The organism is Paenibacillus sp. J31R109, assembly GCF_059692055.1.
Window position 1 is genome coordinate 59,110 of record NZ_JCAUAR010000014.1, and the last position, 21,508, is coordinate 80,617.

At 45.1% G+C, this 21,508-nt stretch carries 18 protein-coding genes; 11 read left to right on the forward strand and 7 right to left on the reverse strand.

Annotated features, from left to right (window positions below):
• The first annotated feature begins 44 nt into the window (after positions 1-44).
• Positions 45-1,841, forward strand: a complete 1,797-nt coding sequence (locus tag AC58QT_RS26795) for a cache domain-containing sensor histidine kinase (RefSeq protein WP_497411680.1) — start codon at positions 45-47, stop codon at positions 1,839-1,841.
• A 5-nt stretch (positions 1,842-1,846) separates the two neighbouring features.
• Positions 1,847-2,935: a response regulator transcription factor gene (locus AC58QT_RS26800; RefSeq protein WP_497411681.1), complete on the forward strand. Its 1,089-nt coding sequence runs from the start codon at positions 1,847-1,849 to the stop codon at positions 2,933-2,935.
• A 73-nt stretch (positions 2,936-3,008) separates the two neighbouring features.
• On the opposite strand, the gene AC58QT_RS26805 is transcribed toward AC58QT_RS26800, so the two are convergent.
• Positions 3,009-4,205 carry an MFS transporter gene (locus AC58QT_RS26805; RefSeq protein ID WP_497411682.1) on the reverse strand — a complete coding sequence of 399 codons (1,197 nt, stop codon included), beginning with the start codon at positions 4,203-4,205 and terminating at the stop codon, positions 3,009-3,011.
• 184 nt (positions 4,206-4,389) lie between these two features.
• On the opposite strand from AC58QT_RS26805, the gene AC58QT_RS26810 reads away from it, so the two are divergent.
• The 5 genes from AC58QT_RS26810 (at position 4,390) to AC58QT_RS26830 (ending at position 9,051) form a co-directional block, all read left to right on the forward strand.
• A complete protein-coding gene (locus AC58QT_RS26810; protein WP_497411683.1) occupies positions 4,390-4,968 on the forward strand; it encodes a TetR/AcrR family transcriptional regulator in 579 nt (192 codons plus the stop codon).
• Between the two features lie 269 nt (positions 4,969-5,237).
• Positions 5,238-6,086 (forward strand): sugar phosphate isomerase/epimerase family protein, encoded by an 849-nt coding sequence (locus tag AC58QT_RS26815; RefSeq protein WP_497411684.1) that lies wholly within the window; start codon positions 5,238-5,240, stop codon positions 6,084-6,086.
• A gap of 143 nt (positions 6,087-6,229) precedes the next feature.
• On the forward strand, positions 6,230-6,814 hold the full coding sequence (locus tag AC58QT_RS26820) for a TetR/AcrR family transcriptional regulator (RefSeq protein WP_497411685.1): 585 nt from the start codon (positions 6,230-6,232) through the stop codon (positions 6,812-6,814).
• Between the two features lie 262 nt (positions 6,815-7,076).
• Positions 7,077-7,787: an SDR family oxidoreductase gene (locus tag AC58QT_RS26825; protein ID WP_497411686.1), complete on the forward strand. Its 711-nt coding sequence runs from the start codon at positions 7,077-7,079 to the stop codon at positions 7,785-7,787.
• Between the two features lie 58 nt (positions 7,788-7,845).
• Complete coding sequence (locus AC58QT_RS26830; protein ID WP_497411687.1) at positions 7,846-9,051, forward strand: MFS transporter; 1,206 nt, start codon at positions 7,846-7,848, stop codon at positions 9,049-9,051.
• A gap of 176 nt (positions 9,052-9,227) precedes the next feature.
• Here the strand turns inward: AC58QT_RS26830 and AC58QT_RS26835 are convergent, their stop codons facing one another.
• Positions 9,228-10,205, reverse strand: coding sequence for a GntR family transcriptional regulator (locus AC58QT_RS26835; protein WP_497411688.1), 978 nt, complete (start codon positions 10,203-10,205; stop codon positions 9,228-9,230).
• A 270-nt stretch (positions 10,206-10,475) separates the two neighbouring features.
• Between AC58QT_RS26835 and AC58QT_RS26840 the strand changes: the two genes are divergently transcribed.
• On the forward strand, positions 10,476-10,736 hold the full coding sequence (locus AC58QT_RS26840) for a hypothetical protein (RefSeq protein WP_497411689.1): 261 nt from the start codon (positions 10,476-10,478) through the stop codon (positions 10,734-10,736).
• A 488-nt stretch (positions 10,737-11,224) separates the two neighbouring features.
• On the forward strand, positions 11,225-17,134 hold the full coding sequence (locus tag AC58QT_RS26845; RefSeq protein WP_497411690.1) for a galactose-binding domain-containing protein: 5,910 nt from the start codon (positions 11,225-11,227) through the stop codon (positions 17,132-17,134).
• A 68-nt stretch (positions 17,135-17,202) separates the two neighbouring features.
• Here the strand turns inward: AC58QT_RS26845 and msrA are convergent, their stop codons facing one another.
• From msrA to AC58QT_RS26865, 4 genes are all read right to left on the reverse strand, one after another.
• Positions 17,203-18,318: a peptide-methionine (S)-S-oxide reductase MsrA gene (gene msrA / locus AC58QT_RS26850; RefSeq protein ID WP_497411691.1), complete on the reverse strand. Its 1,116-nt coding sequence runs from the start codon at positions 18,316-18,318 to the stop codon at positions 17,203-17,205.
• 27 nt (positions 18,319-18,345) lie between these two features.
• A complete protein-coding gene (locus tag AC58QT_RS26855) occupies positions 18,346-18,900 on the reverse strand; it encodes a redoxin family protein (RefSeq protein ID WP_497411692.1) in 555 nt (184 codons plus the stop codon).
• A 19-nt stretch (positions 18,901-18,919) separates the two neighbouring features.
• A complete protein-coding gene (locus AC58QT_RS26860) occupies positions 18,920-19,633 on the reverse strand; it encodes a cytochrome c biogenesis CcdA family protein (protein ID WP_497411693.1) in 714 nt (237 codons plus the stop codon).
• 163 nt (positions 19,634-19,796) lie between these two features.
• Positions 19,797-20,366, reverse strand: coding sequence for a TetR/AcrR family transcriptional regulator (locus AC58QT_RS26865; protein ID WP_497411694.1), 570 nt, complete (start codon positions 20,364-20,366; stop codon positions 19,797-19,799).
• Between the two features lie 122 nt (positions 20,367-20,488).
• Here AC58QT_RS26865 and AC58QT_RS26870 point away from each other — a divergent pair, with 122 nt between their 5' ends.
• Positions 20,489-20,812, forward strand: coding sequence for a metal-sensitive transcriptional regulator (locus tag AC58QT_RS26870; RefSeq protein WP_310502247.1), 324 nt, complete (start codon positions 20,489-20,491; stop codon positions 20,810-20,812).
• Between the two features lie 72 nt (positions 20,813-20,884).
• Here AC58QT_RS26870 and AC58QT_RS26875 read toward each other — a convergent pair whose 3' ends face one another.
• Entirely contained in the window at positions 20,885-21,055 is a 171-nt protein-coding gene (locus tag AC58QT_RS26875) for a hypothetical protein (protein WP_497411695.1), read from the reverse strand.
• 250 nt (positions 21,056-21,305) lie between these two features.
• On the opposite strand from AC58QT_RS26875, the gene AC58QT_RS26880 reads away from it, so the two are divergent.
• The gene (locus tag AC58QT_RS26880; protein ID WP_497411696.1) at positions 21,306-21,506 is read left to right on the forward strand and encodes a copper ion binding protein; all 201 of its coding nucleotides are present in this window, start codon (positions 21,306-21,308) and stop codon (positions 21,504-21,506) included.
• The last annotated feature ends 2 nt before the right edge of the window (positions 21,507-21,508 follow it).

A 21,508-nucleotide genomic window follows, 5' to 3' on the forward strand; every position in this document is an offset into this window, starting at 1 on the left:
TGCTTTTTACGCCATATGCGAAGGTAGAGAACAAGGGGGCTTCTATGTTCAAGAAAATAAAAACGTCCTTGAAATGGAAGCTGATTAGCCTGCTAATCACGATTTTAGTATCGGTTGTTGCCATGATCGGATTTTTCAGCTATTACGATACGTCTAGAACCATTCGACAAGATGTCATTCACTTTAGTGAGCAAATATTGCGACAGGCCAATCTGAACCTGGACCGACAATACATGGAGTACGAACGAGGCTTTCTAGTACTGGGTACGAGTACCGAGTTCAATAAGTGGCTCCAGATCAACCCTAAGGATCAGGTCGAGCTTATTTCCCGCTATCGTTCTTTGGAAAGTAATTTTTTACAATACTTGCTTGTACGTCATCCTGAAATTGTGTCCGTATCGATGCGGTCGGATAAAGGCGGGGAATTCCATTACGCTTTGTCGGCAGCGTTATCTAAGAATTACTCGCTCAAGGATGAAGGCTGGTTGAGTGGAGTCAAAAGCTGGGAGAAGATTCAGCATCGAGTGGGGCCGAGTACGAGCTACTTATATGTTAACAACAACCCAAAGCAGCAAATTTTACTGAGTTTGGCAGGTCAGTTCGGTAAGCCAGAAGCAAAAGGCATCCTCAAGATGGACATAACACTTGAACCCGCTCAAGCAATTCTGAACAAGATGGAGCTAGGCAAACAAGGGATCAGCTTAATAGCGAAGCCAGATGGTACCATTTTAGTCCACCAATCCTCCGAAAAGATTGGAAGTGTCCTTGAACCGGACATCATTGAACAATTCGCTGAATCCAGCGGTAGCTTCATTCGCAATAATACGAATCAGCTAGTTATTTTCGATACGATTCCATATACAGGTTGGAAGACCGTCGCCATTCTATCTATGGATGATATTACGAATAGTATTAATCGCGTTCGTAATGTAACGATTGTGGTCGCCTCGCTCGGAATGCTCATGGGGATTATGTTTGTGGCTCTCGTCGCTACGTCAGTCACCCGCCGTTTGTCTAATCTTCGTTCGAATATGAAGCAGGCTCAATTCGGCAATTTCAAAAGCCGCCTTCATATTGAAGGTGCCGATGAAGTATCGGATCTTAGCCATTCCTTTAACCGAATGCTCGAGGAACTAGATACTTCGATCCAACAGCTGACCGATACGAAGCTCATGCAGCAGCGGGCCGCCTTCTCAGCGATGCAATCACAGATTCACTCCCATTTCTTATACAATGCGTTAGAATCTATAAATTCAATGGCCCATTTGGCCGGACACGATCGAATTGAAAGAGCTTCTATTTCCCTATCACGCATGCTCCGTTATACATCTAATTTTAAAGATACCTATGTGAGGGTTGAGGATGAAATATCCCATGTGATTCACTACATGAATATTAGTCAGATTCGGTTTGGTGATGGGGTAAGTTTTCATATCGATTTACCTGAAGATTGTCGGAATGCTTTATGCCCCAAGGTCGTGCTGCAGCCCATTGCAGAGAATGCGATTAAGCATGGGATTGAAACAACGGGGGAGCCTACTCGACTAGAGGTAACCGTCCGTCGGGAGGGGAATCTGGTCTGTGTTGTTTTCGAGGATAACGGGAAAGCGTATGATCCAGAGCGGCTAGAGGCATTCCGATCACGTCTGCGCGAACCCATGCGAAATCAAGAAGAATATACGACCTTAACGAACGTCGGTCTGCTGAATGTCCATTACCGCATTCGTGCATTCTACCAAATGAACGGGATCGGTGTTGACATCGATTCAGATAGCCGTCTAGGCGGAGTGAAAGTAACTGTACGCTTACCATTCAAACACAACATCGAGAAGGAGCGATAACCTTTATGCTGCGTGTGCTTATTGTCGATGATGAGCCGCTAATTCGAGAAAGTCTCTCTAGTAAAGTGGAACAGTATAGCGAAGAGACGGTCGTTGCTGGAACAGCCGCAAACGGTGCAATTGCGCTGAAGTGGCTTGATGCTCATTATGCGGATATATGTTTGACCGATATGAAGATGCCAATTATGGGCGGGCTGGAATTGATCGGGAAAGTGAACGAACGTTATCCTTGGATGACTACGTTAGTTGTGTCCAGCTACGATGAGTTTGATTTTGCCAAATCCAGCATGCGGCTGGGTGCTCTTGATTATATTATTAAGCCGGTCGATCAGCAGCAATTAGATGGCGCACTAGCGAGAGCAGCCCAAGAAGTATCGTCCCGGAGGCGGGCAGAAGCGAGCATTCAGCTCATGCGGTCTCTACCTCATCATCAAAGCATGGTACGTCGCTGGATTAATCAGATGCAGACCGTTCAGTTTGAAACGCTGCCCTTGCTAGTGGTCGACACGCTCGATATGCTCGAGAGCTTGGCTGGTGAACGATTCTATTTGCTGAATCCCTTATCGATGGCATGGCTCGAAATGATCGTCGAGGAGCTCAAGAAGGAAAAAGTCCGGATTGAGTTGCATGAGGGTAAGGATCTAGGGCTGTGGGAAAAAACGATTCCGCAGGAGAAGGTGCGTAGTTATTTTCGCTTATGTGCGGTGAGGCGCTTGGAGGAAGGGGCTTATCGCATATTTGCGGTATCGAAGGCGATGAAGGACCATCCAACACGTCGTGCTGTTGAGGAAGTGAAGGATTTCGTGGGCAAGCATTACGCGGAAAAGCTGAACCTGCAAGAAATCGCGGATCAGGTGGCCATCAGTCGAAATCACTTTGCGCAAATATTCAAACAAGAAACCGGTACCACCGTATGGAGTTATTTGATTCAAATTCGCATGGGCAAGGCAAGGGAAATGCTGCTCGGAACCGATAAAAAAGTTTACGAGATTGCCAATGCCGTCGGCTATGATAATAGTGTTCACTTTTCTCAAGTGTTTAAGGAGCAATTCGGATTGACGCCTGCCGAGTTCAAGAAACGGATGGAACGCTAGTATGAAAAAAGGCATATTTAACTGCTATTCATGCAGTTGATATGCCTTTTTGTAGTTGAGTATGTCAGGTACTTTAAGCTTTAGCTCTGGATTCAGTAAGGAAATATAAGAGGGCAAGGAATGGAAGCAAAGCACCGATCCAAGCTGTTAGCACCCATCCCCCATGCGCATAGGTAAGTCCGCCTACGAATGATCCTACGGCTCCCCCAATAAAGAAGATAGCCATGAAAAGGCCATTGAGCCGCCCTTTCGTTTCATTTCCTAATGAATAGATCGCCCGTTGTCCGACAACGAGATTGCCGGAAACAGCCATATCTAATGTAATCGCCGCAATGAAAAGCAATACAAGTGAAACACTGGATTTGTTGTGAACAAGTGCTAGAAGTACGAAGGATATTAGAGCAATGGTTATGGCGCTGAGCGTAATGGCGCGGCTCCAGTTTCGATCAGCCAACCTTCCTGCAATTGGCGCTGCAATGGCTCCAGCAACACCGACTAAGGCAAACAGAGCAATGCCTTGTTGAGACATTCCGTATTGGTCTGCTAGACGTAAGGGCACAGTCGTCCAGAATAAGCTGAAGGCGCCGAATAGACAAGCCTGATAGAAGGCACGACGTCGGAGAATAGGGGTATGTTTGAATAATTGGAGTAGGGAGGCAACTAATCGTCCATAGGTCAGACCTTGCCTTGGCTGCCGAACTGGCAACCGACTTCTCAGCAAGAGCGCCAATAACACCATGAGTCCAGCCGAGATGGCAAAAATCGTTTGCCATCCCCACACGCCGGCAACTAAGCTTGCAACCGGACGTGCTAACATGATGCCGAGCAGAAGCCCGCTCATCACATTGCCAACCACGCGGCCACGCTGTTCCTCGGTCGATAGATAAGCCGCGAAGGGCACTAGAATCTGCGCGACGACAGCGCCTAGCCCAATCATGAGCGATGCGGTCATGAACAGAAAACTCCCTCGAGAAAAAGCAGCCACAGACAGGGCAAGAACTATAAAAGCAATTAGCGTAACGATAAGGCGGCGATTCTCTAACATATCGCTAATAGGCACGATGAATAGTAAGCCAGCGACATATCCAATTTGTGTAATAGTGACAATAAGGCCTGCGCTTCCTGAAGGAAGACCCAAGTCTGAACTGATCGGGCCTACTAGCGTTTGCGAATAATAGAGGTTGGCAACAATAAGTCCGCATGCTGCGGCAAAAAGAAACATCATGCCAGTTGAGAGGCTTTTCTTATCATGAACATTAGGTTGATTCATTGTCATCATCCTTTCACTTCATAAGTAAAATTCCTAATTACTGAACGGTACGTCTATTAATTGAGATGGGAATAATATATACTGAACGTATCGTTTTGTAAATAGGGGATTTTAATCTTTATCAAGTTCTAGAATCTTATTATACTAAGTTATAGATAATTCCCGGACGAAGGAGAGGGCAATCATGTCATCCAAAAGAGGAAGACCGCGAGATCCGAGCACGCAAAAGTCCATCCTGGTTGCTTCCTACGAGCTTCTTCTGATATATGGATTCAAAGGTGTCACAGTCGAGAAGATTGCGGAACGTGCGGGAGTCAGTAAAGCGACTATTTATAAATGGTGGCCCAATAAAGCCGCTGTAGTGATGGATGGTTTCTTGGACGCGGCAACAGAGAGGCTGCCAGTCCCAGATTCAGGTGACGTATTCGAAGACGTGTTGACCCATACTACGAACCTATGTAGATTCATGGTTAGCCAAGAAGGACATATGATTGCTGCGATAATCGGCGAGGGTCAAGTTGATCCTGTCTTAATGGAAGCTTGCCGGACCCGTTACATCCTCCCTCGTAGAGCAGAGGCGCTTGCGATATTGCATAAGGGGATAGAACGAGGGAAGTTGAGACAGGGGATTGATTTAGTGATCTGTGTGGACTTGATTTATGGTCCTCTTTTTTATCGTCTGCTGGTCACAGGCGAACCATTGCAAGATACGTTTGTAAAACAACTGGTTGAAGCTGCATTTTATGGACTACATCCACGCTGATGGTTGAATAAGGCGATTTATTAAAGGTAAAAGTGCAGGAATAGTGTATCCGACGTTCGGTCGAAGTATTCCACCCTGAAATTATGTTTTTCATAATTTCGGGGTTCTTTGTGTTTAGGCTTCTCATAACGAAAGAAATGTAAAAGTTCTTCAATAGAAAAGTCAACTACGGCAGGTTGGAAATTGATAAAATGGAGCCAATTGAACGACATCAAAGTGCAACAGGGGTTAAAAACAAATATCCTCTAATTTGGAAAGGAGTCATGTTCATGAAATTCGCAGCGTTCAGCGGCGTGTTGATCGACTACAGTATACAGGAGGCGATGCGACTCACAAAGCAATTGGGCTTTGACGGAATCGAGATTGCTGCCCGCGAACATCATCTGTCTCCAATGACAAGCAGGACCCAGCTTAAGGAATTGCACGCATTATCTGAAGAACTGCAGCTTGCCATTCCTGTCTTAGCTACGTATACAGGCAGGTTTTCGTCGGCCAGCGATCAAGAAGCTGCAGCGACTTTCGACGACTTTCGTCGGTTGCTGGAGGCGGCAGGCCAACTAGAGGCCTCCATGATACGCGTGTTGGCGGGAGGTCCGAACGCTTTTCTAGCGCAGGATTATCATTATTCAAAGGCTGCATATTGGTTGGGGCGCTGTGCGGAAGAAGCGAAGGCTTATAACGTGGATGTGCTGGTTGAGCTGCATAACGAAACCCTCGTCGAGACGGCAGATGACGCATTGAAGCTCAGTCGACTTGTGAACAGCGAGCGGATGGGTTTCATCCACGATGCTGGTAACATGTACATTGCAGGTACCGAATACGGCTTCGAATCGGTCAAGAAGCTGGGCAGGCACTTGAAGCACGTGCATATCAAAGATGAACGCAGAACCTCAGACAGCAGTGCACCGGGCAGCTTCACGAACAGAACCCAAAGGGGAGTTGAGACGTTCTCCCCATGTCGGCTAGGCGAAGGTGAAGTCGATCATGAACCGCTGTTTCAGGCGTTGCGAGAAACAGGTTACAACGACTGGGTGACGTTGGAGTGCCATACACCAGAATCCGGCTTCGAGCGTCTGAAGCATGATTTTGATTGTGTCAGGAAGCTCGCCAACGGCTGACGAAGAGCCAACAAATAGAAGCTCCTGAGATTTTATTCCTCAGGAGCTTTATTTTAGTAGTCAAGGCTGTTGTTACCTATACAATCATTCTTTACTGAACATTCTTAAACATGTATGATAGCAGGGGAAGGGGGTTATCAACCATGGCTAGACCCAAAGAGTTTGATCAGGAAGCAGCGTTAGATAAAGCGCTGGAGCTGTTCTGGGAAAAAGGATACGAAAGAACATCGATTCAAGACTTAGTCGAGCATACAGGTGTTCACCGTGGAAGTTTGTATGATACATTCGGGGATAAGCAGAAATTATTCTTAACGTGTTTAGACCGTTTCCGGATGGTAGCCAAAGAACGTACGTTCCACATCCTCGAAGAAGAGGGAGAGCCTAAGGAAGTTTTGCAGCGCTTCTTTACGAAGTTGATCGATTTATCACTTGAGGATGAGAAGCAACGCCGCGGATGTTTTGTGGCCAACACGGCGATGAACATAGGGAATAGCGACCCAGTCATATCGCTGCGTGTGGAAGCTTATATGATCGATATGGAAACATCGTTCTATCATTTCTTGATTCGCGCCCAACAAAAAGGGGCACTCAAAAGCAAGCATGGAATTCGTGAGCTGGCTCGGTTTCTCTTAAGCACAAGAAATGGTTTGCTGGTCTTGGCCAAAACAGCTACAGATCGCAAAGTATTGGAAGATGCTGTCGCGGTGGCTATGTCTATCTTCATGTAAGATGCCGTAGCCATAGGTATTCTTTTGTTATTTTAAGAATGATTATTCTTGAAATGACCTCATTTTTCCGCAAGTATAATGCGATTGTGAGATGGAGAACCTATTTATATAAGGAATGGCTAGAAATAGTTATTGACCAACCGTTCTTAAATGAGGTATGCTATATCGCGTAGGGCAGAGCACAGAACACATTTTTTTATCCCATTTAAGAATGAACATTCTTTAATGAAAAATAACTACAAAATGAGCAGGAGGAAATACGATGAACATGTCAAATCAAATCGCATTAATTACTGGAGCAAACAGAGGACTTGGTCGCCAATTAGCGCTTGAACTGATTGCTAGAGGGACTAAAGTATATGCCGGTGCTAGAAATCCAGAGACAATTGATATTCCTGGAGCTATTCCGCTCCAATTAGATATTACGGATCCGAAATCGGTCGCAGCTGCCGCGGAAATCGCAACGGATGTGACATTGCTGCTTAACAACGCAGGATCCTCCACGGGGGCGTCCTTGCTGGATAGTGATTTGGAAACCATTCATATTGAATTCGATACGCATGTGTTCGGAACGTTGGCTATGACCCGTGCATTTGCACCAATCATTGAGCGTAATGGCGGAGGCAGCATTCTGAATGTGCTATCAGCCCTGTCCTGGTTCAGCATTGATAGTGCAGGCGCTTATACCGCGGCTAAGGCAGCGGAATGGGGATTGACTAACGTACTGCGACTGAATTTGGCTCCTCGTAACATAAAAGTATCCAGTCTGCACGTTGGGTTTATGGATACTGACATGACTGCGGATATTCAAGCGCCAAAAGTTAATCCTACGGATGTCGCCAAAATGGCGATTGACGGCATTGAAGCCGATAGCTTGGAGATCCTAGCTGACGATACGAGTCGTAAGGTGCAGAAAAACCTAGCAGGTGGAGTTGCGAGCTTGTACCCACAATTATTTCAAGATAAGAAGTAAACGAGATTTCTATCATTTGCACGATGCAGAAATACGTAATGTGAAGGAGGAAACGTGAATGAAAACATTGTCAACGAAAGCGGCTTTCTGGGCGGTAGCCTGGATCTTAACAGTTAGCTTGTGGGCAAGTACAGCTCCTTCGATTGTTTTTCCCATTTATGCTTCGGAGTGGCATCTTTCCAAAGCAGTAACGACAGGTATTTTTGCGACCTATCCGATCGTGCTGATACTGGTCCTCATTATTTTAGGAAACATATCGGATTACATCGGTCGCAGGAACACGTTATTAATTGGACTCACTTTTCTGCTCATAAGTGCATTAGCCTTCGCCTCAGCCCCGAATGTATTTTGGCTATTTGGCGGTCGCATACTACAAGGTATTGGGGTTGGGCTGACAGCAGGATCTGGCGCCGCGGCACTGGTCGAATTTAACCCGAAGTCCAATCAGAAATATCCTGGATCCATTAATACCATCACACAAGCTAGTGGGCTGTTTTTTGCAACGATTATCGGTGCAGTTCTCATTAAATATGCCCCATCACCACTGCATTTTAGTTACTGGGTGTTGACCGCCATTGTTTTGATTAGCATGGTCTTATGTTTCTTCATTCCCGATAATAAAGCGGTGAGAAAAACGGGCTGGAAGCCGCAAGGCATTCAAATTCCGCCAGGACAATGGGGACTTTATGCGTTAGCCGCCTTAGCAGTAGGAGCGGGTTTCGCCAATGGTGCTGTATTTTTATCGCTAGGAGCGCAGATCGCGCGTGATGTCGTTGGAACGAATGACATTCTAGTGATTGGAATCGTTCTGTCGATATCGTATCTGCTTGGTGCTGTTAGTGCAACCATTGCAGGGCGTTTAGGGCCAAGGACATCCATTCGGGCTGGCATGATCGCTGTGTTTTTAACAGTCGTTATGTTGGTTAGCGCTTCGGAATTACATTCATTCGCTCTGTTCATGGTCTCGTCGGTCCTAGGCGGACTTGGTTATGGGTTCTCTGCAGCTGGAGGAATCGGGATTGTCGTTATCAACTCGCCTGTTCAGTACCGCGTACAGTTTATCTCCGCTGTGTTGGTCGTTGCTTACTTGTTTCAAGGCCTCAGCGCCTACGGTGGCGGGGTAGCGTCCACAGCATTCGGCTTTAACAATGCGATATGGATTTTGGCTATCGTTGTGGCCTTCCTTGCAATCTTTACATTAATCCTATCGTTGAAAAACCGGATGAGTATGGTATCACCAACGATTACGCCTAAGATAGGATAAAAAGAGACAAATATCCCCTTGCAACTACACTCAAATCAACCTTATGAAACATGAGGGATGAGTGGAATTGAAGGGGATATTTTGTATACGTCATAAGAGTAACGAATGGTGAGTTAAGGAAGAATGAAAGGTAGACGCCATACAGGGGGAGGAGATCCTTACAGACAGTTGTACTTCTAGCGTCTAATGCCTTGTTTGGAGATTTCGTCTAATAAGCTTTTGCTGGTTTTCTCTAATCGGATGGGGAACAACTCCACTTTCTCGGAAGCTAACTTCTTCAATTCAGGAAAGACAGAGGAGGAAGCATAAATGATATCAGATTGCTGTAATACACTGGGCAATCCCTCGCGGTCATTCCACCCTAAAGTCCCAAAGTGAATGTGATCAATACCCGCATCACGGACCTGGTTCGCCATCCATTCTCCACCCGTATTACCAAGGCAAACGAACGTGACATTCGTATCCGACTTTAGCCTGGAAATTTGGAGAAGACAGGAAGTGTCGACGGTAGTGCCGATGACCACTATTTTTTTGTCGTAGCAGGCGAAGCGGGACTTGACTTCATCCTCGTGAATAAGCGTCGTAATAATGAAATTAGCATGACGCAGTATTTCGTCAGACTCATCCCCATTCGGATAAGGATCCTCTAGAAAGAGCAACGATACGGTACAATCGGTTGCTAGTTCAATAGCTTCACGGAGGAAATGGTGGTCATGTTCTCTGCATTCGATAAGAACAACATGTAACTTCCCTTGAATTCGAGGCGTGCTCAACAGCACATATGCGAGACTGGCCGTGAAAAGTTGCTGTAAATCATGGCCTGCGGAAACGGCTTCACAAATGGTCTTCTCTAACAGCTTTTGCATAGAAAGCCGTTCCTTTCGGAGCCTTTCCGTTTGGATCCCATCTACAACCTGCGTGCCTCGCCCTCTCTGCATGGTGACAAGCCCTTCATAACGAAGTTGAGTGAAAGCATTATTAATTGTATTTAAATTAAGCCCTAATTCATCAGCCAATTGACTTGTGGATGGAAGCATATCGCCAGGTTCAATATGGCCAATACCAATCAGCCATTTCAATTGTTCCTTGACTTGCGTATTCACATTAAAGGCTAGGTCAGGAGCTACTCGAAGTGGCAGCTTTTTTTCGTCCATGAATGATCACCTTTCTGTAGCTCGACAAGCTTTATTATATCGCATCACTCTACAAAATAAAAACAAATCACCCCAAAAAGCATATGGAAATGTTGACATAAAAGACTAAATAACTAGTTAAATATGTAATTATATGTTATGCTACGGATAGTTTTCTGTTACCTAAAAAAGAAGCTTTTTGATGATGAAAATCACCATCGCCGATCCTTCAAGTTGCGAACGTATCTCGTTGGGGCTTGAACAGTCAGAACAGAAAAGGATGAAGACATCATGGGTGTTTGCAATTGTCCGGTATGCCAAGTAGGTGTTGTTGAAAATGTTGGTTACATTGAACTAAAGGAAGGCCCGCTGGAATTCAAGTTCAGTCAGTTTCCACCAGCTGAAAAAGCGGCTATAACCATTGGAATTTGTAGTCGAGGAGCATGTCAGTACGTGGGTATGGGGGCAACACCTGAATCTAGATCTCTTGCCAGAAGTCGTGTGAGTGATCTCTTTTTATCGATGGCTAAACATTCAAAAGGGGTAAAGTGATCTAGCACGCATCCTTATAAATGGGAAATAGTTCCAGTAAAAATGAGCTGGTTCTGTTTACGTGCGTCTTCAATGTTTTTACGGAAACTTTAGTAAAATGATATGTTATCTTTTTACATAAAAAATATAATATAGAACTTACAAACATAAATAGCATTTTATAGGCAGTTATACCCATTAATTTACATAAAATAATTGAGGGAATAGACACGCGATGAGTACAGTGTACATCTTGGATTTGCGGTTTTAACTCGTCTAAAAAATGAATGTGAAAATGGAGTTACTGTGCTTTCTGCATACAGATAAGTTGGACTATCTAGACTCAAAACCTTAGGTAGATGGGCTCATTGTTTTATTTTACCAGTGGAGAATATAATCAGGCTGTGAAAACTAGTCGACAAAATCTGCGTGTAATCGTTCCATTTTGGCCATGACTGTCATCACAGCTTGAGCCCCATAGGGGTAACATCTAAGGAGGAGAAATAGGTATGGCTTTACAAGCTAGAAGTATGCGCAAGAAGTTTTTTCAGATGATTACTTTCTCAATCGCTTCATCCATGGCACTTTGCGTATTTAACGTTGTACCTACCCCAAGGGCAACGGCTGCAAAAGCTGCCGGCACTTCGCAACTGATCTCGTATGAAGGAGCAACGTATGCTTCCTCGATGGAGGGAGGATTGTCACCAGACAAAGCGGTAGATGGAGACAAAGACTCTCGTTGGGGCAGTGCCTTTAGTGCAGATCCACAGTGGATTTATGTTGACCTTGGTGCTGCGGCAACCATTGATCAAGTTGTTCTTCGTTGGGAGAATGCTTATTCCAAGTCGTATAAGATTCAAGTGTCCAACGATGAGTCAGAGTGGAAAGATATTTACGAGAACAAGACCGGTGATGGAGGCGTGGATACGATTGCGCTAACGGGAGCTGGGCGATACGTTCGGATGCTGTCACTAGAGCGCGCTGGAAATTATGGTGTATCACTCTATGAATTTGAGGTGTACGGTACAGGCGGAAGTAATCCTCGGCCGATTGTTCTAGGTGAGGATGTCGCATTAAAGAAACCAGTTGTCGCTTCCTCCTACCAAGTAGCTGAGAAAGACAAGCCACTGATGATCCCACAGAATGCGGTAGACGGGGATTTGAAAACACGGTGGTCCTCCCGAGACACGAGCGATGAGTGGTTGTATGTGGATTTGGAAAGCGTTCACACGATCGGTCGGATTCGTTTGGAATGGGAAAATGCAGCAGGTAGAATTTATGACCTTCAAGTATCGGATGATGCTGTCAATTGGCAAACCATTTACAGAGAAATGAACGGACGAGAAGGCTTAATGGACACGCCTGTGTATGCTAGCGGCCGCTATGTGAGAATGAAAGGCATTAGCAGAACGACTAGCTTCGGCTACTCGCTATTCAATTTCTCCGTGTATGATTACGTGCCAGGGGATCCTCAACCAACCTATACCATTCCGACATTGCCTACTGCTTCTACGGTAAACGTTGGAAAGGGCAGTTATTTAACAAACGATGTTTCAATGCCGCAGCCTAGACCACCGGTCAATAAAACGGATAATGTCGCTGCGCCGATTGCATCCAATGACTGGTGGCAGTCGGTATTGATTAAAGATTTGAGTGACAGTCTCATCACACTTCCGCTTAAATCCAAATATACGAACCAAGGTCTTAGTATTCTGAACCCCGGCACGGGCTGGGTGGATGAGAGTGGGAACTCGCAGTACGCAGGTGGAGATCCCGATGTGTACTTGATGTCTGGCAATATCAGTGCATCCCGCGTTAAGAACAAAATATCCGGGTATAGCGACTGGGCAGCCACTGTTGTATTAAGCGACAATGAGACAGAAAAAATGAAAACGACTTTTGTCAAAGGCTCGCCTTATCTATACTCCGAGTTCAGTGATCCTACAACACCGGAATTATACTTTCCTGCTACAACGAAGTTTTTCGATGACAACAACAATGCGATCTTGGCAACAGAAGGTGCTACTGTAAAAGCGGACCATATCGGGTTCACAGTCACCAACTTAGATGGCGCTCCGAAACCGCAAACCGTTACTCGCCACTACGGCGTGTTCGCACCGGAAGGTTCTACCTTTACGAAAGTCGGGGGCAAAATCAAAGTTCGACTTGGTAATGGGCAAAATTATTTATCTTTGGCTACCATTCCTACAGCCGGCGATTTGAACTATTTCTATCAACACGCGTACGCTTTCGTCACGAATACGACGGTAACTCCGAACTTTAACGAAAATACATCGGATGTTACGACGAAATTCGAAGTTACGATTGACCAGAAGCGGGCAGATTTAGCGCCAACAACCTTGATGACCTTGCTGCCGCATCAATGGAAGTTAACAGAGTCGACGCTGACGAATCTTGCTTATGCGTCCATTCGAGGTACTTTGAAGGTGCATGAAGGCAATTCTTTTACCACGGTAGACAAATTTTATGGGATCGTGCCTCAGTTTACGGAGCCGAGTGATCCAACGTACTCACGTACTGCTCTGTTAGAGCAATTGGACTTCCTCGATGAGTCGACTTCCAAAAATATCATGGCTGGCGATGCTTATTGGCAAGGAAAAGTTCTTCATCCTTTGGCTATGGGTGTACTGATTGCCGATCAAATTGGCGATACCTATTATAAAAATGTGTTCCTAAGCAGATTGAAAACGATATTAACCGACTGGTATACGTACACGAAGGGCGAACCGGAATACTTCATGTATTACGATCCGACTTGGGGTACGATGTATTACAAATCCAGTGAATTCGGTGCCAACACAGGACTAACGGACCACCATTTTACATATGGCTATTATGCGTTTGCTTCCGCTATTCTAGCAACATATGACCAGGATTTTAAAGATAATTATGGCGAGATGGTTGATCACCTCATTCGTGATTATGGTAACCCATCCAAAAACGATTCTCTGTATCCGTTCCTTCGTAACTTCGATCCGTATGAAGGTCATTCATGGGCTGGCGGATATGGAGACAATAACAGCGGGAACAACCAAGAAGCAGCGGGCGAGGCACTCTTCGGCTGGGTCGGGGAGTACATGTGGAGCTTGCTATCCGGTAATAAAGCTAGTCGCGATATCGCTATTTATGGCTTCACCACAGAGCTCAAAGCTGTAGAGCAATATTGGTTCAATTATGACAACGACAACTGGCTGCCAGGGTTTAAGCACAAATCGGTCGGTCAAGTATACGGAAGTGCCTACAACTTTGGTACGTTCTTCAGTGGAGATCCTGTACATGTGTATGGTATCCACTGGTTGCCTACTGGCGAATATTTGACTAGCTATGGCTTCAATCCAGCCAAAGCGGCTAACTTGTATAACGGTATGGTTACCGATAAAAAAGGTCCTGAGGATACGTGGCAGCACATCGTTTGGCCTATCCAATCGCTAAGCGATCCACAAAGTGTTCTTAATAAATGGACAGTTGAAGGTACACAGAAGAACGAAATTTTCGATACGTATTGGTTCGTTCATAACATGGCCACGCTGGGTCAGCGTTCCAACGAGATCTGGGCGACAGGATGGTCTGGAGCTACGGTTTACAAAAAGGGGACAACGTATTCATCAATGATTTGGAACCCGACGAATGCGCCTGTTACGGTTACTTTCCATAACGCAGCTGGCGTAACCGGCTCTGCAATTGTAGGTCCAAAAAGTCTTGTGAAAGTTGATCCTACGAAAGTTAGCGACATGAATCAGAAGATAGCACCACAATTAACACCGGATTCCTCACAGAATACGACGGGTCAAGCAATCGAATTGACTTTTGCAGATAATGAAGCATGGAGAAACGCGATTAAAGCAGTAAAAGTGAACGGAAACAGCGTGGATGCTTCGAAATATCACGTAGCAGCAGGTAAAATCACGTTGGATTCCAGCTTATTTGTAGAAGAAAACAGCTATACGATTACGATTTCAGCGGACGGATACCCGGATGCTGCGATTCAGCAAAATGTAATTACGAGTTCTACGGTTAACCTTGCGTTGAATAAACCAACCCTTACTTCGGAGAAAGCGAACAAAGGTGGAGCTTTTGCCGTAGATGGCAAGTTGGATACGCGTTGGGAGTCTGATTTCAGTGATCCACAGTTCCTTACAGTGAATCTGAAATCGGCCTACAAAATTAGCCGTGTACGCTTGAACTGGGAAAATGCCGCAGGCAAAAACTACACGGTTCAAGTTTCTAAGGATGGCGTAGAATGGACAACTGTTTACACGACAACACGCGGACATGAAGGGATCGATGACATTACGTTCCCAGCTGTGGATGCTAGATATGTCAAAGTGAACGGTACGAAACGCACAACGCAGTATGGCTATTCTCTTTGGGAAATTGAAGTATTCGGCACCCCTTCAGGTGTTCTGGATACACCAGAATTAACAGCAGATACGACTATGAATAGAGTTGGTCAGCCGATTGACATTACGTTCAACCAAGATGCAGCTTGGAGTAGTGCAATCAACGCAGTGAAAGTCAATGGAAACGTACTGAACATAAGTCAGTATAGTGTTGCAGCAGACAAGGTAACCTTGGATGCTTCGGTATTCCCTGCGGTCGGCAGTTATGAGATTGCGATTGAGGCAAAAGGGTACTCGCCGGCTGTCGTTCAGCAAGTTATCATCACGAGCTCAACTGTGAACCTTGCGCTAAACAAACCGACAATCACTTCGGCGGATCCTGGGCAAGCGGGTAGTAAAGCGGTTGACGGAAACAAGGATACAAGATGGGAATCTGCATTTAGCGATCCTCAATTCATCACGGTGGATCTGGGCTCAGAGCACACCATAAGCCGTGCACTTCTGAACTGGGAAAATGCTGCAGGCAAGAGTTATACGGTTGAGGTTTCCACAGACGGAGCCAATTGGAAAACGGTTTATACGACAACTTCGGGTAAACCAGGTATTAACGAAATCTCGTTCTCACCTGTGAGCGCAAGATATGTGAAGATGAATGGCACAGCACGGACAACGGCATATGGCTATTCGTTGTATGAGTTTGAAGTATATGGTAACCCATCTAACGCGTTAGCAGCTCCTACAATGAACGCAGATACCACGTCGAATAAGATCGGTCAACCGATCGAAATCACTTTCGCGGACGATGCGGTATGGCGTAATGCGATTAACGCAGTGAAACTAAACGGAGCGATTGTATCTGCTACTCAGTATAGCGTAGCGTCTGGGAAATTGACTTTGGACGCGTCCCTATTTGCAGAGGCTAACAGCTATTCAATCAGCGTCCAAGCGTCAGGCTACAACGATGCGATCGTGCAGCAGGAAGTGACTACCAACACGAATTTGACTCTTAATCTTGCTTTGAACAAACGGACGATCACCTCTGCGAATCCGCTTCAGGGCGGGAATAAAGCGGTGGATGGCAATAAAGGCTCCCGTTGGGAGTCAGCTTTCAGCGATCCACAGTTTATCACAGTGGATTTGGGCGTGGAGCATATCATTAACTCTGTGCGCTTGAACTGGGAAAATGCAGCAGCAAAAAGCTACACGCTGGAAGTTTCCTTGGATGGCGTAACGTGGAAGACGGTTTATGCGACAGCATCAGGTAAGGCAGGTATCGATAATCTTACATTTGCTCCAGAGAGCGCAAGATATGTGAAGATGAACGGTACGACACGGACAACGCAATATGGCTATTCACTTTTTGAATTTGAAGTGTATGGCAGCGCTGAAACTGCACCGGTAGTACCCGTAATAACACCTGTCATAACGGCAGATACAACGAAGAATACGACAGATCAGCCGATTGAAATTACCTATGTAGATGATGCTGCATGGAGAGAGGCTATCCAAACGGTGAAGGTGAATGGAGCTGCGTTAAACACAGCGAAATATACCGTAACACCGGGGAAAATCACGCTAGACGCTTCCTTATTCACCGAAGCCGGCAATTACGTAATCAGCATTCCGGCGACTGGATTTGGCGAAGCTTCGGTTCAACAGGTGATCACGCCGAACACGGCAGTTAATCTTGCTCTGAACAAGCCGACACTTACGTCCGAGAACCCATTGCGAGGTGGCAGTGATGCGGTGGATGGTAATAAAGGCTCCCGCTGGGAGTCAGCATTCAGCGATCCACAATGGATAAGCGTTGATCTGGGAGCAACGGTTTCAATTAGTAATGTCATTTTGAACTGGGAAAATGCTTCTGGAAAAGCGTACACAGTCGAAGTATCCACGGATGGCGAGTCATGGTCACCTGTATATGCAACGACAACTGGAAAAGGCGGCATTGTTAACATTGACTTCAGCCCAACCAACGCTAGGTATGTCAAAATGTCGGGCACCCAACGTAATACGCAATATGGTTACTCGTTATTTGAGATGGAAGTCTATCAATAAAGACGCGATAACATAGAAAGGACCGGAAGCACTTGTAAGAAGTGCTCCCGGTCTTTTTTTGCATCTATTCATTCCACAGCTGCACGTAAATATCCATAGCCTTCTTGCTGCATCTTATCCTGTGGAACGAACCGGATAGAGGCGCTATCGATACAATATCTTTTTCCTGTCGATTCGGCAGGACCGTCATCAAACACATGTCCGAGATGAATAGCTCCTACACGGCTCTTAAGCGCCGTACGAACTAAGTTATATCGGGTATCCTTTTCATAAGTTACGACATCCGGATCAATCGGTCTAGTAAAGCTGGGCCACCCGCAGCCGGAATCGTATTTGTCACGACTAGAGAAAAGAGGTTCTCCTGTTGCGATATCAACGTAGATACCAGGATCGTACGTATTCCAGTATTCATTGGAGAAAGCTTGTTCTTCAGCTCCAAGTACAATGACCTTGTATTGAAGATCCGATAATTTGGCTTTCAGTTCTTCGTTGCTCGGTCGTGTATACAAAGTAGGATCTACTTTGATAGGCTCATCTAGAATCGTCAAATCAACGTGGCAGTAGCCATTTGGATTTTTCACTAAATAATCTTGATGCTCTTCCTCAGCCAAGTAATAATTCGTTAAAGGCAATACTTCTGTGACGATCTTTTTATCATATTTTTTCTGCTCATTACCGATCACTTCATTAATAACGGAGATGTCGCTTTCATTCTGATAATAAACACCTGAACGATAACTAATCCCTGCATCGTTCCCCTGTCTATTTAAACTAGTCGGATCAATAATTTTGAAGAAACGTTTCAGTAAGTCGGATAACGGGATTCGTTCCGGATCATACTTAACTTCAACGGCCTCGGCAAACTTACGATCCTCTCGAACAACATCTTTATAAGTGGGATTCTCACCTATCCCATTAGCATAACCTACAGTTACATTCTGTACACCAGGAATACGTGAAATATAAGCTTCTACGCCCCAAAAACATCCGCCAGCTAAATAGATCGTTTGCAGCTTGCTATTCGAGTAATCAATAGTATCATTTGGGTTTTCTGAACGGGTAGTTGTCGGTGCTTTACTCGCTTTCGTCGCTTTCGTTGCAGACTGTGAAGTGAAACTTGGGCTGGCACATGCTGTAACAAACAGTAGGAGCAGCAAACTACTTATATGAACAAATCTTTTCATTATATGTCCTCCTAGAAGATTCAATCATCATTGAATGTCGCTAAAATTGTTGAGTATCACACTATTCGTGTTATGACCTGGCACCGATTTCGCCAGAATGCCGTCGGAACCGATGTAGTACGAGGATGGATATGCTCTGACCCCAAACTTTTGAGCCCACTTGCCATCTTCATCTAGCAAAACGGTTAGATGAGTTCCTGTTTGGTCGGCTTGCAACCCCTTAAACCACTTGGTAAAACGCTCGGAAGATTGCTCACCTCGATAATTGGGGTTAACAATCGTAATGACTTTGAAATCATTGTCCTGACTGGCCAATTCATCGATTTCATCCAACCCAGCTAAACAGATCGAACACCAAGAAGCCCAATATTTCACATAAACTTTTTCCCCAGCAAAGCTAGCTAGATCTACGTTCTTACCATCTAAGTCTTTCAATGTAAACGGAGGTGCAGCCTGTCCTTTATTTAAAGCAGTTTGCGGTGAATTCTTGGACTGTGCAGCTTGCGTACTTCCACAAGCCGTGAGAACTAGCAGCGTAAGCAAGATAGCTGTAGAGATTATCCAATTTCTTTTTATCATCATGATAGAATCGCCTCCCTAATTAGTTCAAAATAAGAGCAAATATATTCAAGTTATTCGTCATGAGTAATACGCCCATCACAATCAGCAAGATGCCAGAGATAACTTTTATTGCAGGGGTATAGGCATTCAGTTTTCTTAACTTACTTAATAACAAATCTGAAAAGATGGAGAGAATCAGAAATGGAATGGCGAGTCCGAGCGTATACACCAGCATATAACCTCCGCCAACTAGCGACGAGCCTTCACTAGCAGAAAGACTAAGTACAGCAGCTAATACAGGACCGATACAGGGCGACCATCCGAAGCTGAAGGTTAAGCCAAGTAAGAATGCCGCTGTGAAACCTTTTTCCTCACTCGTTGAAATCGTTAATTTTCTCTCCCGCTGTAGAAAGAGGAGTTGGATAAGACCTGTCTGAAAGATCCCGAATACAACAACAATGGCACCACAAACGACGATAAACGAGGAACTATTAATAACTGTCCCCAAGGCTCCTGCCCCAAATCCAAGTAGTAAGAAGACGGAAGAGATGCCTAAGATAAAAAATAAGGTATTACCGATCAGATGGGGATGAAGCTTCATCCTTCCTAATTCAATTGCCCTTGCGTTACTTCTAGGTGAAACTGCACCGAGATGAGCCATGTACACAGGAAGTAAGGGGAGGATGCATGGTGAGAAAAAAGATAGTAATCCTGCAATAAAAACGCTTCCGACAAAAACCTGTTCTGTGAGCATATAGGTAGCCTCCCTTCTTCTGTTTCTATATAATAGACCGGTCGTCTAGTAAATGCAAGCTTTGTGTAAAAATGAATGTCAAAAACAGCAGCTCGGAAATTACTTTGAACTGCTGTTTTGGGCAACTTGCTGCATATAAAGTTGTCTATTTTGTCTAGTTTGTCTAGTAGAGAAGGTCAGTAAAGATTGTAGTGATGGTTAGTTCTAGAGGTGCACTGGAGCGGGAAACCTTGGACTGAGAAAGGGAACCTTCGATACTGGCAACGATGTGGGTGGCAAGTCTCGCAGGATCAGAGTTCGTGGTGATTTCACCAGCCTTTTTGGCCGCGATAATTGTTAATGCGAGCTGTTTGACCCAATTGTCGAGGGCGGCCGCAACAGCACGCGAAACCAAGTCACTCTGAGAGGGCATTTCTGTCGAAAAGTTTCCGAATAAGCAGCCTCGCACATAGCCGTCCCGCTCTGCAAAATCTAGGAGATAATCGATATGATTATGGATACGTTGAAGTGGGGAAGGGCTGGAATCAGTCAGGAGCTCGATACGATTATTCTTGGTGTAGGCAATGACGGTCGCTTCAGCCAACGCTTCCTTACTTGGAAAAAAGTGATAGAACGAGCCCTTAGGCACGCCTGCGGCTTTGGTGATATCGAGCACACCAGTCGCTGTGTAACCGCGCGAATAAAACAAGTCAAGCGCGGCGGCGATGATCGTGTCGCGAGTATTGGGTTTCATAGGAAATCTCCTTTCTATTACCCCTATATATTAGACCGGTCGTTTATGACAATGCAACCCATTTTGTTATTTGCATAGGGTGGGGGGCTATGTTAAAATGCAATCAATAGGGAGTGATTGTGATGACGGAGGAGAGCCATTCACACGATATGTGTGGAACTACAAGTGAACGAAAGAGTCACCATTCCGATAAAGCCAAGAGTAATCTGATTACGCGTTTGAACCGGATCGAAGGGCAAATTCGAGGGGTTAAGGGGCTTATTGAGAAGGATACGTACTGTGACGATGTGCTGAATCAGATTTCATCCATCCAATCCGCATTAAATGGGGTAAGCAAGCAATTACTTGAGCATCATATGAAAAGCTGTGTCATTGATCGCATTCAAGAAGGCGATGAAGAAGTGATAACTGAGTTATTAACCACGATAAATAAACTCATGAAATAAAGATTAGGGACGTAAATATCCTACCAACGTACGAAAAGGACTTCACCATATAGATGAGGTCCCCTATGTAAGTTAGTCGCCAGGCTTATTTTTAATTAGTTTCAAATGAATTGCCTGCTGTTCCGTTAGAATAAACTCCTGTTGAGGCCAAATATCCTCATCTTTATCTCTGCCGAAGAGACGAAGGAGCTCTTGCCACACCCCTTTTTCCATAGCCTCTGCAGCTGTGATCATGATCTTCATAATAAACACCTCCTGTGTTTAATTACACGGATCTATTGCTTTTTAAACGAGATAGGCAGGATGTTCCGAAGGTGCTTTATGGATAGGATATGCGCAAGGGTATGAATTCATCCTCTTCATGTGTAGAAACATATGTAGTGGATGCCTATGGTAACCCCCAGAAAAGCTAAGTCTCTGACTTGACTTTATATAGGGTAGGGGGGTATACTAAATTTAATGACAATAAACCTAATAAAGGAGAATAAACCATATGCAAAATGTAACGTTAAAAGTAGCAGGCATGTCCTGTAATCACTGTGTGAATTCCGTTGAGGGAGCTTTGAAAACAATAGGTGCTACCGGAAAAGTGGACTTAACAAATGGAACAGTGAATGTGGCCTTTGATGAAACTAAGCTGACACAAGATGCGATTAAAGAAGCGATTGAAGAGCAAGGCTACGACGTCAACTAAAA